17 protein-coding genes and 3 pseudogenes are annotated in these 15,258 nt (G+C 40.4%); all 20 read right to left on the bottom strand.

The window, feature by feature from the left end:
* Positions 1-14: 14 nt before the first annotated feature.
* The 20 genes and pseudogenes from DW025_RS10855 to DW025_RS10760 all read right to left on the bottom strand — a co-directional run bounded on the left by DW025_RS10855 (position 15) and on the right by DW025_RS10760 (position 15,225).
* Entirely contained in the window at positions 15-1,232 is a 1,218-nt protein-coding gene (locus tag DW025_RS10855; protein ID WP_119999880.1) for a sensor histidine kinase, read from the bottom strand.
* Between the two features lie 67 nt (positions 1,233-1,299).
* Complete coding sequence (locus DW025_RS10850; RefSeq protein WP_119999878.1) at positions 1,300-2,019, bottom strand: response regulator transcription factor; 720 nt, start codon at positions 2,017-2,019, stop codon at positions 1,300-1,302.
* A gap of 103 nt (positions 2,020-2,122) precedes the next feature.
* Entirely contained in the window at positions 2,123-3,889 is a 1,767-nt protein-coding gene (locus DW025_RS10845; RefSeq protein WP_119999876.1) for a MutS-related protein, read from the bottom strand.
* A 109-nt stretch (positions 3,890-3,998) separates the two neighbouring features.
* Positions 3,999-4,565 carry a cytidylate kinase-like family protein gene (locus tag DW025_RS10840; RefSeq protein ID WP_117550274.1) on the bottom strand — a complete coding sequence of 189 codons (567 nt, stop codon included), beginning with the start codon at positions 4,563-4,565 and terminating at the stop codon, positions 3,999-4,001.
* Positions 4,566-4,694: 129 nt separating this feature from the next.
* Positions 4,695-5,174, bottom strand: a complete 480-nt coding sequence (locus DW025_RS10835) for a GNAT family N-acetyltransferase (RefSeq protein WP_004851846.1) — start codon at positions 5,172-5,174, stop codon at positions 4,695-4,697.
* A gap of 181 nt (positions 5,175-5,355) precedes the next feature.
* A complete protein-coding gene (locus DW025_RS10830; protein WP_242992659.1) occupies positions 5,356-5,811 on the bottom strand; it encodes a helix-turn-helix domain-containing protein in 456 nt (151 codons plus the stop codon).
* 156 nt (positions 5,812-5,967) lie between these two features.
* The gene (locus DW025_RS10825; protein WP_117550272.1) at positions 5,968-6,435 is read right to left on the bottom strand and encodes an HAD domain-containing protein; all 468 of its coding nucleotides are present in this window, start codon (positions 6,433-6,435) and stop codon (positions 5,968-5,970) included.
* A gap of 10 nt (positions 6,436-6,445) precedes the next feature.
* A complete protein-coding gene (locus tag DW025_RS10820) occupies positions 6,446-6,796 on the bottom strand; it encodes an arsenate reductase family protein (RefSeq protein ID WP_117550270.1) in 351 nt (116 codons plus the stop codon).
* 195 nt (positions 6,797-6,991) lie between these two features.
* Positions 6,992-7,186 (bottom strand): annotated as a pseudogene (locus DW025_RS15485) (response regulator); the annotation flags it as partial.
* Positions 7,182-7,300: pseudogene (locus DW025_RS10810) on the bottom strand (CDP-alcohol phosphatidyltransferase family protein); the annotation flags it as partial. The pseudogenes DW025_RS10810 and DW025_RS15485, both read right to left, overlap by 5 nt.
* Complete coding sequence (locus tag DW025_RS10805) at positions 7,290-8,354, bottom strand: FUSC family protein (RefSeq protein ID WP_119999874.1); 1,065 nt, start codon at positions 8,352-8,354, stop codon at positions 7,290-7,292. The pseudogene DW025_RS10810 and the gene DW025_RS10805, both read right to left, overlap by 11 nt.
* Before the next feature lie 33 nt (positions 8,355-8,387).
* Complete coding sequence (locus DW025_RS10800) at positions 8,388-9,431, bottom strand: HAMP domain-containing sensor histidine kinase (protein WP_119999872.1); 1,044 nt, start codon at positions 9,429-9,431, stop codon at positions 8,388-8,390.
* On the bottom strand, positions 9,431-10,102 hold the full coding sequence (locus DW025_RS10795; RefSeq protein WP_004851516.1) for a response regulator transcription factor: 672 nt from the start codon (positions 10,100-10,102) through the stop codon (positions 9,431-9,433). Before DW025_RS10795 ends, DW025_RS10800 begins: the two co-directional genes overlap by 1 nt.
* An 18-nt stretch (positions 10,103-10,120) precedes the next feature.
* Positions 10,121-10,559: pseudogene (locus DW025_RS10790) on the bottom strand (phospholipase D family protein); the annotation flags it as partial.
* 162 nt (positions 10,560-10,721) lie between these two features.
* Positions 10,722-10,907: a hypothetical protein gene (locus tag DW025_RS15205; RefSeq protein ID WP_242992658.1), complete on the bottom strand. Its 186-nt coding sequence runs from the start codon at positions 10,905-10,907 to the stop codon at positions 10,722-10,724.
* Positions 10,908-11,004: 97 nt separating this feature from the next.
* A complete protein-coding gene (locus tag DW025_RS10780; RefSeq protein WP_119999870.1) occupies positions 11,005-12,381 on the bottom strand; it encodes a sensor histidine kinase in 1,377 nt (458 codons plus the stop codon).
* Positions 12,369-13,031 carry a response regulator transcription factor gene (locus tag DW025_RS10775; protein WP_119999868.1) on the bottom strand — a complete coding sequence of 221 codons (663 nt, stop codon included), beginning with the start codon at positions 13,029-13,031 and terminating at the stop codon, positions 12,369-12,371. Before DW025_RS10775 ends, DW025_RS10780 begins: the two co-directional genes overlap by 13 nt.
* Before the next feature lie 14 nt (positions 13,032-13,045).
* Entirely contained in the window at positions 13,046-13,786 is a 741-nt protein-coding gene (locus DW025_RS10770; protein WP_119999866.1) for a lantibiotic immunity ABC transporter MutG family permease subunit, read from the bottom strand.
* Position 13,787: 1 nt separating this feature from the next.
* On the bottom strand, positions 13,788-14,519 hold the full coding sequence (locus DW025_RS10765; protein ID WP_006858445.1) for a lantibiotic immunity ABC transporter MutE/EpiE family permease subunit: 732 nt from the start codon (positions 14,517-14,519) through the stop codon (positions 13,788-13,790).
* Positions 14,512-15,225 carry a lantibiotic protection ABC transporter ATP-binding protein gene (locus tag DW025_RS10760; protein ID WP_055176472.1) on the bottom strand — a complete coding sequence of 238 codons (714 nt, stop codon included), beginning with the start codon at positions 15,223-15,225 and terminating at the stop codon, positions 14,512-14,514. The genes DW025_RS10765 and DW025_RS10760 overlap by 8 nt, the downstream gene beginning before the upstream one ends.
* Between the last annotated feature and the right edge of the window lie 33 nt (positions 15,226-15,258).

The following is a 15,258-nucleotide window of genomic DNA, read 5'->3' as shown; positions in this document are numbered from 1 at the left end:
TTATTAACAAGTCCTTAACAAACATTTCTTGCTGCAAAATATAACACTGCCTCCAGGCCATCAGCATGATTTACAAGTTCCACATCTCCGCCCATTCTGTCCATGAGATAATGGACAATAAATAGTCCAAGGCCCGCTCCAGGTTCATCACCGGAGTTTTCCCCTCGATAAAACTTCTCATATATGAACGGCATATCCTTATCCGGAATTCCTGTTCCATGATCCTTTATGGACAGACTGTATACCATATCAGCGCCGCTCACATGGACATTCCTTGGAAGTTTTTCGGGCGATATACATTCCGTAACAATACTTATCTCCGTGTCTCTGGCATACTTAGAGGCATTTGACAGTATATTTTCTATCACCTGAACCACTCTTCCCGAATCTGAATGCTCAAGCACTGCCTCGGTTATATCTCCATTCACCACGATATTCATACCAAGTCCTATATCTGACAGGATCTGTTCCATCAGAGGTTTTATCTCAACCTCATCACTCTTCACCACCAGTCTGTCCAGATCATGCAAGGAATGAATAAACATGTCGTTCGTTATGGACGTAACCTCATCACATTTCTTCATGATGACCGACGCATACCTCTCCCTGCGCTCCTGGGTGGCATCCATATTCATGACCAATGCCTCCGCATATCCTCTTATGGATGCGATCGGAGTCTTTATATCATGTGACAACGTGGCTATAACTGTCTTGTTGTTCTCTATCGCTTCCTGCTCTCTACGCCTTGCATGCACTATCTCCGTTCTCATATGGTCAAATGCCCACGTGAAGCTTCCGAACATATTTACCCGTCTGTACTTAAGTTCAGTATCCATATCCCCTGCTGCCAGATGTGATGCATAATCCTCCAGCTCGTCAAACGGCCTGAGAACACACACATATATGTACAGGAATAATACAATCACAACACACAGGACAACGATATAAATGATCAATATATTTCTAAGTACTGACTTGCCGGTATCTAGCTTTTGTTCCCTGAGTTCATTCATTACAGCGTCAAGCTTTTCGTCAGCATCTGTGGATCCCGAGTCATACAGTTGTTTCACTTCATTCAGTTCCACTATATACTGCCCATATTCATCATCTTTTATCCGCCGTGTCTCGTCCTGCTTCTCCCTGTAGAACAGCCAACCAAAAACTATGGTTATAGCGCACATGAACACGATCAGCATTTTTATTATATTGCTTCTTACTGAATGTCGCTTCATATAAACTCCCTATAGCTGCCAAGTGGACATCCACCTTACAAGCTCATATTATTCTCACTGTCTTTGTCTATTCACTATCTTCTAGCACATATCCCGTTCCCCATACCGTACGGATAAGCTGCGGATGTGAAGGATCTGTCTCAAGCTTTTCCCTGAGCCACCTTACATGCACCGCAACCGTGGATGGCTCCACATCGCTGTACAGCCCCCACACGGCACTCATGATCTGTTCCTTGGTCAATACCCTGCCTCTGTTCTCCGCCATGTATACAAGCAGGTCAAATTCCTTCGGCTTCATATCCACATTACTTTTGTTTCTGCTCACAGTCCGTGCGTGCCTGTTGATCTCTATCTCGTTCCCGTCTGTGTTCAGGGTCAACATCTCAGACTTATTGTCATCAACACCATAAGTTCTCCTGAGTATCGAACGGATACGAGACATAAGCTCTTTCAGTGAATACGGCTTTGCGATATAGTCATCTCCACCCATATCAAGGCCATTCACCTTGTCATCCTCACTCGTCCTTGCACTTGCAAATATGATTGGCACCTGCGAAGTATGCCTGAGTTCTTTACAGAATGAGAAACCTGTACCATCGGGAAGATTGATATCCAGAAGTATGAGATCACATTTGTTATCTGTCAGCACTTCATATGCATCGTCTATGCTGGCTGCGTACAGAAAAGCATAGCCGTTGTCCTCCAGCATATCCTGTATCAGCATAGACAGATCAGCGTCATCATCCACTATAAGTATTGTTCTCTTGTCTGTATGCTTTTCTGTCATCCTATACCCTCCAATGTCTTCACTGTAGACAATTCATATTATATGACTCTAAACTGCCCACATATCGTCTGTAATATCATCCACAAGCAGTGCATACAGCCAACTATTTTTCTTTATTCACCAGCATGTCATATGTAACACCATATTTCTCCGCTATGTCACTGGCATATGATCTGCCAGCGGGTGGCGCTATCTCGATCTTGTAAGATCTTTGTGAGCCCTCGTTGTGTACGATCAGCGAATATACCTTGCCCTCTGTACGCCCTTCATTCATCTCATCCACATCAAAGCCCAGTTTATGCATATGGGTGTTGTATATCGTTCTCGTTCCCTTTGTCAGAATAGCTCTCACGGAATCTCTGGCTATATAATAGCCCTCCTCAAATGACGTAGTTGAAAACGTCTCATTGAGAAGTATGAGACTGCGATCATTTGCACCGTCAAATATCTCCCTGAATCTCTTGCACTCCTCACCAAGTCTTCCAAGATCAAGGGTCTTGTCTTCGTCAGCAGGGAAATGCGTGAATACGCAGTCCACAGGAGCAAATTCAAATTCATCACCCGGGATATATATACCACCCTGAGCCAGTACAAAAAGCTGACCTATCGTCTGGGTTATGGTCGTCTTTCCACCCCTATTTGCTCCTGTCAGAATATACACTCTGTGCTCGCTGTCAAAGTCCAGATCATTGGTCACTATGTGCTCCGACTCCTCCGTATCAAATGCTGCAAGCTTGATATTATATACGCCACGAGCCTTCATATAATATCTGCTCTTGGAATTGGCTTCCTTAGATGTACCTGCGTCCGGCTGATATGCAGAGTTCACAACCCTTGCCTTGGAAAATACCGCACCTCTGCTTTGCAATTTTTCTATATACTCAGCCCATCTTATATAGTATGTAAGCTCCGGGATGAGATCCGTCATGTCAGTTATGGTAATCGACACATACTTATTTAACGTCTCCCTCATTCTCTTTACAATTCTTGTTATAAGCTTAGTGACTACCCTGTCTGTATACCTTGTAATGTCTTTAGATTTGTCAGAATCAGGGATTCCCACCATACCTGCCGCCAGATTATTTGCGCCCCCGGTTACGACTCTTCCCTGCAGCTCCTGCTGAAATTTTGACAGTGCTTCATTTACCGCATCTAACGGCTGGAATTTATAGTCGTTCTTTGCCTCAATGTTATCATTTATTTTGTCTCTGGACATAAGATGTCCGTAGAAATTACTCAGCACGCCGCCCCTTGTAAACTGCTTGCTGTTGACTGATATCAAGCCGACACCATCTGCCTCATATCTGTTATTCAGATTGATTCCTATGGTTATACTCCTAACCTCACCGCTCACCTTCTTAAGTTCTGCTATATCCTTCTTAAGTTCACTAAAACCATTATCTTCATATATGTTCTGAACATACGCCTTAAGGCCTGTAAATCCCTCAGAATGCAGATTTCTATCTTTCAGGCTGGAATATAATGAATCTACGCATTCTATGTAATCGTCTATCTCATCAAGTCTGTGCATAAGATCCCATATACCTGAATTCTCATCATAATCGCGTTTAAAGCTGCCGTAATCCTTGAGAAAGCTTATCTTCCCAAGAATCTCCATCATGTCGTCTCTGAGTTTTTTATTTCCAATTATGTCGTCAAACACACCACCTCTGTACTTTGTAACAGATGGATCTGCATATATCCGTGACATAACTCCCATTATATAATTTTGCTCTGACTCATTTGCAGACAACTGCCTGCATATCATGTCCAATCCCAGATCATGCATGGTCACAGGGCTCAGTGTTTTAAACGAATACTTCCCTTCCGGAACCAAAAGGCTGTATTTTCCTGTTGCTTTTTCTCCCATATCTATACCTTTCAAATCATAATGTCGAAAACCTATCTGACTAACTCACACTATCCGGCTTCTGTCTGCCTTTCATCAGTCTTTCATCATTCTTCCATCTGTCTATGTTCTACTTGCCAATTACCTTCATATACGCCGCGACCATCTCCACTACGCCGTCCACGCCGAGCTTCGCCTCATCAAGGCACAGGTCATAATGTCCTGAATATCCCCAGTTCTCTCCTGAGTAATAGTCATGATAGCTTCTTCGCTTGGCATCAGTCTCCTCCACAATACTCTTTGCCTTTGATTCTGATATGCCATGCTTGTCCATTATCCTCTTTATTCTGCTGTCTTTATCTCCGCACAGGAATATTCTCACTGCATCGTTCCTGTTCTTGAATGCAAAGTCCGAGGCTCTTCCCACTACAACGCCATCCTGTCCGTCAAGCAATCTCTCAAGTACCTCCTCCGGGGTCTTTCTTCTCTTCACGACAAAGTCATCTGACACCGACTGCATCATAGAATCTATAGCCTTCTCTCCAAAGAAAAACGGATATTTGTCATACACACCCTTCTCCTTTGCCAGCCTTATTATCTCTTTCTTTGTGTAACAGGCTATACCATATTTTGAGGCAAGTCTTGCTGCCACCTCATCGCCGTCACATCCACACTCTCTGCCTATTGTAATTATCATTCTGTGCACCTCCGCTCATCATTCTTATATAATAGAAATGTCTCATCTCTATAACTCATCAAACAATACACCACCATTATATTACAATATAGCTGCAGCTGCATCCTATAACTTGCAATATCTACCTCTTTAGAATCCCCGTTCCATACATACGAAATGCTTATCAAAAAGATCACACTCTCCAACCGTTTCAAAACCAATCTTGGCGTATGTCGAAAGCGCCACCACATGTCCCTCTCTGACAAGTATATGAACGCCCTTCATGCCTCTGCTTTTCAGGACATCACAGGCATAGTTCATCATAGTCTTCGCAATTCCCTGTCCCTGCATATCCTTCCTGACGCACAGCCTTGAAAGTTCTCCCGATGGAGCCAGATCTGCTCTCCAGCACGTAAGTGCCTCAACAGCATCGTCGTGATCTATGGATATTGTGGCTACAATCTCTTCTTTGTCATTCTTCATAACAAACAGATCTTCATTCTTCAGGTCAAATGCTATGGTATTCTCGTCAGGATAATTCTCGCTCCACTCACATGGTCCACCTATCATGGCGTGATAGAGCGAGAGCAGTTCTTCTTTGTCTTTTGGTGTTGCATTTATTATCTTCATATGTCATCTATGTCCTTTCCACAATATAACTGTTGACTTTTCCTGTAGCTTGTTTTATTTTTATTTCATTAAGAAATGGGTTTTCTACTGGGTAGGGTTTATACCTGACAAGGCTTGCTCGTTTCTTTTTTTATTTCTAAAACATCGTACAGATACATTTTCCCAGAAGCGGCATGTCTGATCAATAATCTTGCACTAAACACATTGTACCGCTCAACCTCACCACTTTCATCGTAAACCGGTAACGCAAATCTGGCATCATATCTATACCATCCATTTTTAGCATTACGGCTATGTTTTTCTGTGGTGTCCTGATCTCTTTTGTATCATCCTTGTCAATAAGCTCCATATATCTGAGCATATGCCTTCTCACCTGATCATCCGACCTGCGATAACATTCAATGAGATACTTCTCCTCGGCACTGTAATCGACGCTGCTGTTCTCATCCCCATCTTCTCCAAGCAGATCTGCCAATGACATATCAAGCGCCCTGCTGATAACAACCAGCTTGTCCGCCTGCGGATTGATCTTCTTCTTTTTCCAGTCATTTATCGTGCTGGTGGAAATCCCCGTTCTTCTCGAAAGCTCTGACTGGCTCATACTCAGATCATAAAGCTTGAAAATTATGAAGTACATCCGCCTAGCTACTCGATAGCTGTGGCTGTCGCTGATACCAGACTTACTATAATCGGAAAATGGATGGATTCGAGAAGGTATACGAGCTCAACAAAGCCATACATCTCCAAGTATGCCTGAATGACATAGAGATCACAGAAGGAGAGTGGGAAGAAACTAAGAGATAGCCTCCAGAAAAAGCATTGCCTCAATCGCCGGTGTCTTTGAAGCATATTCGGCATTTTCTATGCCATTGGTAAGCAACAGCCGTTCCCAAAGCTTAGGATAATTGGAGAAATCAAATGTATTGTCATCCAATATCACGTATTCATCTATCTCAGGATGCTCCGCCAGATAGCTCTGGATACCCTCACCTCTGCCAACCCAGACATCGGTTGTCTTTCCAGACAGGCTTAGTCCAAATTTGCCCAGCATAGATACAAGATATGAGAAGTCATCCCCGTCTTCTCTCATAAGCTTCCAATCAGAAGTCAGAACGATTGCTGCATCGCCAAACTGTTTTAGCGCCTTTTTCAGCAGCCTCACTCTGGACTCGTCTATCCCGGTTCTTCCACTCGGCGCTCCCACAACTGTCGTCCGGGTATTCAATACACCATCTATGTCCAGAAACAATGCAAAACTCATCACTTACCCCCTAGAACATTTTCTCTATCCACTCTTTTTCCTTAAATCCAGTCAATACAAAATCTTTATCAACGACAAGCGGTCTCTTCACCAACATGCCATTTGTCGCAAGAAGCTGCAACTGCTCATCCTCGCTCATGTCCGGAAGCTTGTCCTTCAGTTTCATCTCCTTATACAGCATGCCACTCGTATTGAAGAATCTCTTGAGCGGAAGTCCGCTCTTCTCATACCATTTCTTCAGTTCCTCATATGTGGGATTGTCATTCACAATGTGGCGCTCCGTGTATTCGATCTTATTCTCGTCCAGCCATTTCTTCGCCTTCTGGCAGGTTGAACACTTTGGGTAACATATAAATTCCATCGTCTTTTCTCCTTTTCTATTTGGCTTATTGCTGCAAGCCTCAATTTCATCATATCAAGTTGAACATCTTCTTCATTTACTCCGAAGACCTCAAAACTATCTGCTTGTGGCATATCGATATCCAAAAGTGTTAAATTTTGAATCATCTACAATGAGTATTTTTTGTTTCTTGTCCTTCTTATTTCTCTTTAGTGATTATTGATCAATAACTTGGGCTTCCTCCCTCCCAAGTTTTATATTTCTTATGGTTTTCTTCAGCAACTTCATATCAACTGGTTTTGAAATATGAGCATTCATTCCAGCAGCGAGAGAGTGCTGCATATCCTCTGAAAATGCATTGGCAGTCATGGCAATAATCGGGATCGTCTTTGCCTGTTCATGTGATTTTCTTTACACAATAACTCCATATAATTACCGGAATCAGACAAAGCCGAAAAAAGAAAGAAGATTAGGAACCGTAATAATTCTATTCAATTTTTCTTCCTGATTCACTTCACTCTGCATGTACGGTCACCTCCCTTTCCTTTTTTTTAGACATAAACCAATAAAATATAACACAAAATGCTAAAGCAAACACAACACCAAAAACATTTTGAATCACTCTAAGACTAACCGCTCCTTGTAGTCCATAAATCTCTGCAGCAATGGCTAAAGCACCAAATGTGTTAAATACTGCCTGCCAGCCATATTTTGCTGAAAATCCTACACCGATTCCACCAAGAATTCCTATATATGCATAGATTGACGAAGGGAGCAGAAAATATAATACTGTAAAACATATAACACCTGCAATATTTCCGACAATCCTTTTACGGACTCTGTAGTGCATATCTTCCATAAACGGCAAAATCACGGACATGGCCGCAATACCAGCCCACATTGCACGTGGCATATTACAAAGTTCTGCAATGCAAATGACAATCGGTACGCATAAAATCTGACATATCTGCCATTTTGTTCTGGAAGAAGTGATATCAAATTCTTGTACCAGATCTTTCAGATTTCTTTTATAAGTTCTGTTTTTATGATTTCGATAAAATACGAAGCAGGTAAGTGCTGCACCTAAAGCCATTCCGACTAATCGCATCTGATAGCTTTTTCCCGTAACATCATAACCATATAACAGCAGATACCCAAGAACCAATGTAGATTGATTAAACATGAATGGATTATGGCATCCGAACAGAATCAACACAGCCAGTGCCGCAATATTTAACAGCATTCCCAATATCGGTGAAAACTGATTTGCTAAATGCGGACATACAGTCATAATTACAAAGAACAAAGCCAAAAGCATCGTAGATTGTCCGGTGCGGATCCCCAGATCCGCATTTCTAAACACCATGAGACATAATAAGACTACTACACCTACAATGCTGTTCTCATTTCCAAATAGGATGCTGAAAATACTAACAAAGAAAAAACAAAATGCCATTGTAACAGCTATCTTCACCAGATATACCCACATATGATATAATTTTTCTTTTAGTGTTTCACTCTTTTTCAACAGGTTTTTAGAACCTGCCTGATTTAACTGCAACTCCTGATAAAATGTCATATGAATTCTCCCATCTTCTAATTTATCTTAAAACTATATAATCTCTTCTTTCTGCTTTGGCAGCTCTATAACAAATCTGCATCCACCATATTCACGGTTTTCTGCTTTGATTGTTCCTCCGGCACTATCTACAATCCGTTTTACAAGTGCAAGACCTAGGCCATTTCCTTCTGCTTTATGAGATCCATCTACCTGATAGAACTTGTCAAATATTCTGGATTTTACATCATCCTCTATTCCTGGTCCTTCATCTTCCAGAATGAACTTAACAGAATCCTGTTCTTGTTTCAGAAACATCATAATTGTCCCCTTTGAAGGGCTGAACTTAATCGCATTATCCAAAAGATTTATCCAGATATGCATAAAAAGTTCTTCATTCCCAGTATATTTAACTTCCTCCAATTCTACCTGAAAACCAATTTCTTTTTCTGTCCATTTTGTTTCCAATGAAAGAAATGCCTGGCGGATCTGTTCATCCAGACGATATTCTGTTTTTTTCATTGGTATATTCTGATTCTCTAACTTGGATAACAGCAAAATATTACCAACCAATCCGGAAAGTCTTTGGGTGTTAAATAAGATTTTTTCTACATATTCCTCTTGATCCGGAGACAGTTCTTCTCCCTGAAGCAGCATTGTATATCCTTCAATGGCATTAATCGGGGTCTTAAACTCATGAGAAACATTAGATACAAAATCCATCTGCAGCACTTCTGTTGCACGAAGTTCTTTTGTCATAACGTTAAAACTTTGATAAGATTCTCCAACTTCTGCTATACGGCTGTTCGTTTCCAAATGCTGTTCAAAATCTCCCTGAGAAACTTCCTTCATTGCTTTACTAAGTCTGGTAATTGGTTCCAGTAACTTTGCATTGATAAAGGAAGTGATCAGCCCTGCAATCAATGTATTGAAAATCAAAAGCCAGCCAAGCACAGGTATGCTGCCCGGCAGATTAAAAAAATGATTCAAAAAAGCAAATAATAAAGCAGATATGACTGTTGAAAATACAAGTGCCAGCCAGATTGCACCAGTCAGACAGGATCGGATCCGCAATCCTTTTTCTTTCTTTTGTTCCATTATTTTTTCACCACCTTGTATCCAATTCCGCGCATTGTTACGATTTCAAAATCAGGATTATCTTTAAAACGCTCTCTGATTCTTCCTATATGTACCTCTATCGTATGTGGGTCTGCCTCCGTCTCGTATCCCCATACTTCATCCATCAACTGTTGTTTTGTAAATGTTCTGCCTGGCGAAGCTGCAAGCTTATATAAAAGCAGGAATTCTTTTTTAGGCAAAACAAGACTTTCCTTATCAGTTGTAACCGTCATTGCATCATAATCAAACTCTGTTGAACCGATCACAATTTTGTGTTCATTCAATATCTGTGCACGGCGAAGCAGTGCTCCGACTCTTAAAACCATTTCATTCACATTTACCGGTTTTACCATATAATCGTCACTTCCCGAAAGAAATCCCTGGCGCATATCATCAAAGGAACCTTTCGCAGTGATCATAAGTACCGGTATCTGATATCCTGCTGAACGGAGTTCCGACACCAGTTCATAACCATCCATAACCGGCATCATAATATCAGAAATGATCAGATCAATATACTCTTTATCCAATATTTCTAATGCCAGTGCTCCATCCGATGCACTTTTGACCTGATATCCATTCTTCTCAAGCACTTTTTGGAATAGCTGGCTTAATTCTTTATCATCTTCTACAATTAATATTTGAAACACGATCTTCTTCCTCCTTTATCAGAACAGATATCTTGCCCATCCAAGCAGATGCTGTACCAAAAGTACGTTTCTCTGACGCTTCTTTGTCAATTCAATTGGCTCTACATGATATGGATCATTATAAGTTCCGCCTTCTAATATCTGGCGGGACACTTTTTCATATTCCATCATGCCCTCTTCCAACTGTTTATTAATATCTTTACTGCGTATTATTTGTCATAATAGAAAAATCTGAAACGTTCTCTGCAATCTCCTCCCATGTATTATACATCATATCATTACAGATAATATATGGCGTGTGGATCTTCACACGATTTTTTGCATTTTTCATCAATTCTCCCAACTGATACCACACTACTGGTTCTTTGGAACCTGTGTGAATAGGATTTGACACTAATGTAATCTTTTCTGTCTCAAAAGTTTCGTCCGTATAACCGGTCTCGCAGATTCTTTCCTTATACAATACAAAGTCAATCTCAATTTAACCTCAACAAAATTTATTTTTCATCCATGCAAAATCTTCTTTGTACAACAGACTGTTAGATATAGCAAAAACGGCCTTTCAAAAACAGTTAACTTCTAAATCAACTGTTTTTTGAAAGGTCGTTTCATCAGATTCTTATAGCAATCCAGCAAATAATCTCATAAATAATTGTCCCAGTCGCAAATATGCACTTCGTCCGACTTCAATAGCATTATTTAAAAACTGTACGGTTGCACCTTCTGCCACACGGGTTTCATAATGTTTGATAAAGTTCTCCACAACAGCACGAAGTCTGTCAGGGTCGCCAATAATAACTTCCATTTGGGCAACTGCTTTCTGACTTTCTTCTACTTGATGTTCATTTGCTCCCTCAAGTTCACACTGAGCATAGTATTCTTCAATCTGTCTTGCGGTCTATTTAGCTTGTTTCTTGACTACTCAGGAAAAATATTTCTACCCTCGCCCCACCTGTATTTTCAGAATTTGAAAGTTTAATACCTCCACCATATTTTTCAGCCACAGTTTTTGCAAAAAATAGTCCCATCCCATAATGGGCTTCGCCATTTCTACTTGTGTCATCCATAAAAAACTGCTCTGTGCCATGCAATAATGCTTCTTTTGTAAATCCTGATCCGCTATCCTCCACAATGAATGTCAGCCGGCCATCCTGCTCCTTTGCGTCAATATAAATGATTCCATTTTCTTTTGTATGCTCCACTGCATTCTGAATCATATTCATTACGGCCCGGAACATTGGATCATAAGCAATCGTTACCTTTTTATCACTTTGTCCCGCCTTCCAATCTATTTTCTGGTGATAGATTTCTACCAGTCCTAGTGCCTGTTCCTTTATATCTGCGAAAAAATCTTCTAACCTCACCGTTGTATAGGTAACATCACTGCAATTCCATGATTTTGTGACATCTATCAACTGTTTTACATAACTTTGTATCTGTGTTGTGCCGTTCAAAACATAAGTGATATTATTCTTCTGTTCTGTGGTCAGTTCAGTCTCTGAAAGTAGTTCTGCATTTCCCCGTACAATCGTAAGAGGTGTTTTAATATCATGCGCCAAAGCAGACATCTGTTGTTTCTTTTCCTGCTCTGTTTTCCACTGCTTTTCTAAAGATTCTCGCAATGCATCTCGCATATCATCGATTGCCGATAAACAGTCATCAAACTCTTTGATACCGGAACAGGATGTCTCATATTCCAGATTTTGATCCTTTATTTGTCCGATTGCGTCTAATACAGGCTGCATCTGCTTTTTGATTCTTTTTCCAAAACGTATGGACGGAATGATGATAATCGCTACCGCTCCAATCACTGACATAATACTCATCACATTCTGTGGTCCTATAAAATGCTCCCTCAAAAAAGCTGAATGATATTGAGGTGTCAGGCGATATTGCAATACAACATATTCATTTTCCCTTACAATTACTTTATAAAAATATTTCCCGGATGCGTTTCCGTACTTTGCAACATTCCATGCTATCTGTTCGTATTGTTCTGACAGATCTCCACCTATTTTCTCTCCATTCTCTGAAAAGATTACATAATCACAAAGTGCGGGAATCATCTCAGCAGTCACTTTATCTGCACGTAGGATCGTATCATATGCTTCATTAATCTTTTGCTCTGCATAATTTGCCGGATAAATACAGCCCACACTAATCAAAAGGTACAGCAGCAGCCAAGCAACAATCACCAAACCTACTAATGATCCAAGCATGACCAGTACATATCTCATAAAAATCCAGCTGAGTGCATTGCTTCTCTTTACTCTTCCCATTTATATCCAATCCCCCAGACTGTTTTTATCGGTGTATAATCATAATCCGCAAATTTTGCTCTTATATTTTTGATATGCGTGATAATGGTACTGTCATTACTCTCACTGTCAAAACCAAAGACCTCTTCTAAAATCTGTTCTTTCGAGAAAACCTGTCCCCTGTTTTTAGCCAGAAATTCACAGATTTCGTACTCTGCTTTCGTAAACGGAAGTTCTTTATCATCCATCAACAGTTTCTTTTGAGACATCTGAATGCAGACTCTCCCTAAAACCATCCGGACAGAATGTTCCCTGTGCTCTCTTCTAAGATGTGCATTGATCCTTGCCCGAAGTTCCATCACTCCAAATGGCTTTGAAATATAATCATCTGCTCCTAAAGAAAGTCCGTTTACCAGACTGTTTTCCTCCGTTTTTGCCGTAAGAAACAAAATCGGACAATCCACAAGTATCCTAATTCTTTTGCATAATTCGAAGCCATCAATTCCAGGCATCATAATGTCCAGTAAAATCAGGTCATAACGTTGTAATTCTTCCATATTAATTTTTAGTGGATTACTTACTTTGGTAACCAGATGTCCATCCTTATTCAAAATGCTTTCTATCATTTCCAGAATTGCCGGTTCATCATCAACTGCCAGTATTTTTGCCATAGTTTCCCTCGATTCTATTCCGATATTCTGTTTCCTTCCCAGTGGTTTACCCACCAAAAATAGTATACCATACTAATCCCTGTAAATATTAAGCAACCTGGTATGAATGACAACCATTCACCTACACTAGTTTCTCCCAATACAGATTGCAGATAAGTATATGGTACTCTACCCGTCCAGCAGACAAATACATATTTCCACACATAATCTCCAAGTCCGGTAAGCATCAATGCACTAATTAGTCCTGATATAATCCCTGCTCCAATGGATACCCCTTTTCCAAACTGAAAAGCCAGAATCAGCTGCCACAGATAAAGTGGAACACTGCTTCCCCACAGCAGCAAAGCTGCAAATATACATCCTTTCATGATTTCGATATCGCTTGATGCGATTCTTCCAAATCCAATTCCGAATATGATTGCTGTCAATAGGATAGAGCACAGACACAAAACCAGTAGCATCAACAGTTTCGATAAAAATGCTGCAGGTTTATCCGGTAAAGACAACAGATTTTGAAAATCACCTGCATTTTGTTCCTGTTCCATCACACTTGCTGTAAAAATTCCAATAAGTACCGGAAGTCCTGCTCCTATTGCCTGATAAAATGCAATCACTTTCATATTTTCATTCCATGGTGAAAAAAAGTAATATATTAAAAATATAACGCTGATTATAATCGGAATCAGTAAGTGTGCCAGAATCACAGATGTTCCTTTCATCTTTCGCAAGTCTGCATTAAGAGATCTTCCAATCATCTTATTTCACCTCTCTTCTCTCAAACCATTTCAAAAACAGAACCGTTACAAAAACAAACCAGATGATTGAGAGACACATTCCCGGAACAATGACTCCCGTATCCAAAAGAGGATTCCCTGCTTCTGCGGCAAGTCCATTTGGTAAAACATGAAGCAACGGGCACATCATTCGCATAGGGATTGCAGAAACAAGTACATACCAGATTCTGGTTTGTGATATTACCACACCGCTGACGGTAATAAACAGGCAGACGAACAGGTTTACAATCATTCCAAATCGTTCACTTAAAAATAAAGCTACCGGAATCTCCCATAACTCAGAAACCGTCAGAAACAATACTGCAATCAACGCTCCTTTCACTGGAACATGTGTCGTTAGAAGAAAGCCTCCAAGCGTTGCTCCTGCAAACACAATCACATTAGAAAACAAAATCATGTACCCAATATAAATAATTTTCCCCAGCAACAATTTTCTTCTGTCTGTGGGAATAGTCATTAAATGATAGTATTTTATCTTTTTCTCCTGCGCCACAGAAAGATAACAAAATAGAGCAATCATCCCCGGCAGCAAAAGTGTATACCACCAGTTCCAAACACTTTCTGCATAAGCATTTGTCATCCCAAGAGTAAATATAAATGCCATGACAAATGTAAGAAGAGGAAAGCCCCAGATAAACTTTTTTCGCATGGTTCTTTTGGCTTTTTGATGTTCTGCTTTTATAATATTAACCATGGATTTCACCTGCTTTCTGGTTTTTTCTTACCACATTCATAAACAAATCTTCAAGATTATCTCCCTGCTTTAATGCTCCTTCGTATCCTAAGATTCCACCTGAAATAATCCCGACTTTATCTGCAAGTAACTGTACCTCTGAGAGAATATGACTGGAGAGAATTACAGTGATTCCCTGTTCCGGAAAAGACCGGATCAGCTCTCGTAATTCCTCGATGCCTATTGGATCTAATCCATTCGTAGGTTCATCCAATATCAAAAGTTCCGGTTCTCCAAGCAATGCCATTGCAATGCCTAGTCTTTGCTTCATCCCCAAAGAAAACTGTCCTGCTTTCTTCTTTCCGGTGTTTGTAAGTGATACAATCTGCAAGACCTCATCAATTCTGTTTTCATCTGTACCAAGCAATAATTGTCTTACCTTCAAATTCTCTCTGGCGGAAAGATTTTCATAAATAGGCGGATTCTCAATTAACGCTCCTATTTTTGATAAATCTTTCCTATCCCAAAGTTTTCCATCAAAGTAAATCTTTCCTGCAGTGGGTTTCATCATACCGGTCAACATTTTCAATGTGGTAGATTTTCCCGCACCATTCGGTCCAAGCAGTCCATAAATCTGTCCCTTTTCGATATTAAGCGAAACATTATTTACCGCTTTCTGTTTTCTAAAATATTTACATAGATTTTGTGTCTGCAACATCATTTCCATCTTTTCTATCCTTCCTTCTATATTTCATTTCTC

Source organism: Coprococcus sp. AF38-1 (assembly GCF_003603945.1).
GTDB classification, from domain to species: Bacteria; Bacillota; Clostridia; order Lachnospirales; family Lachnospiraceae; genus Coprococcus; species Coprococcus aceti.
Note: the sequence above shows the minus strand (reverse complement) of the source record. Positions and strands in the feature narration are given on the sequence as shown.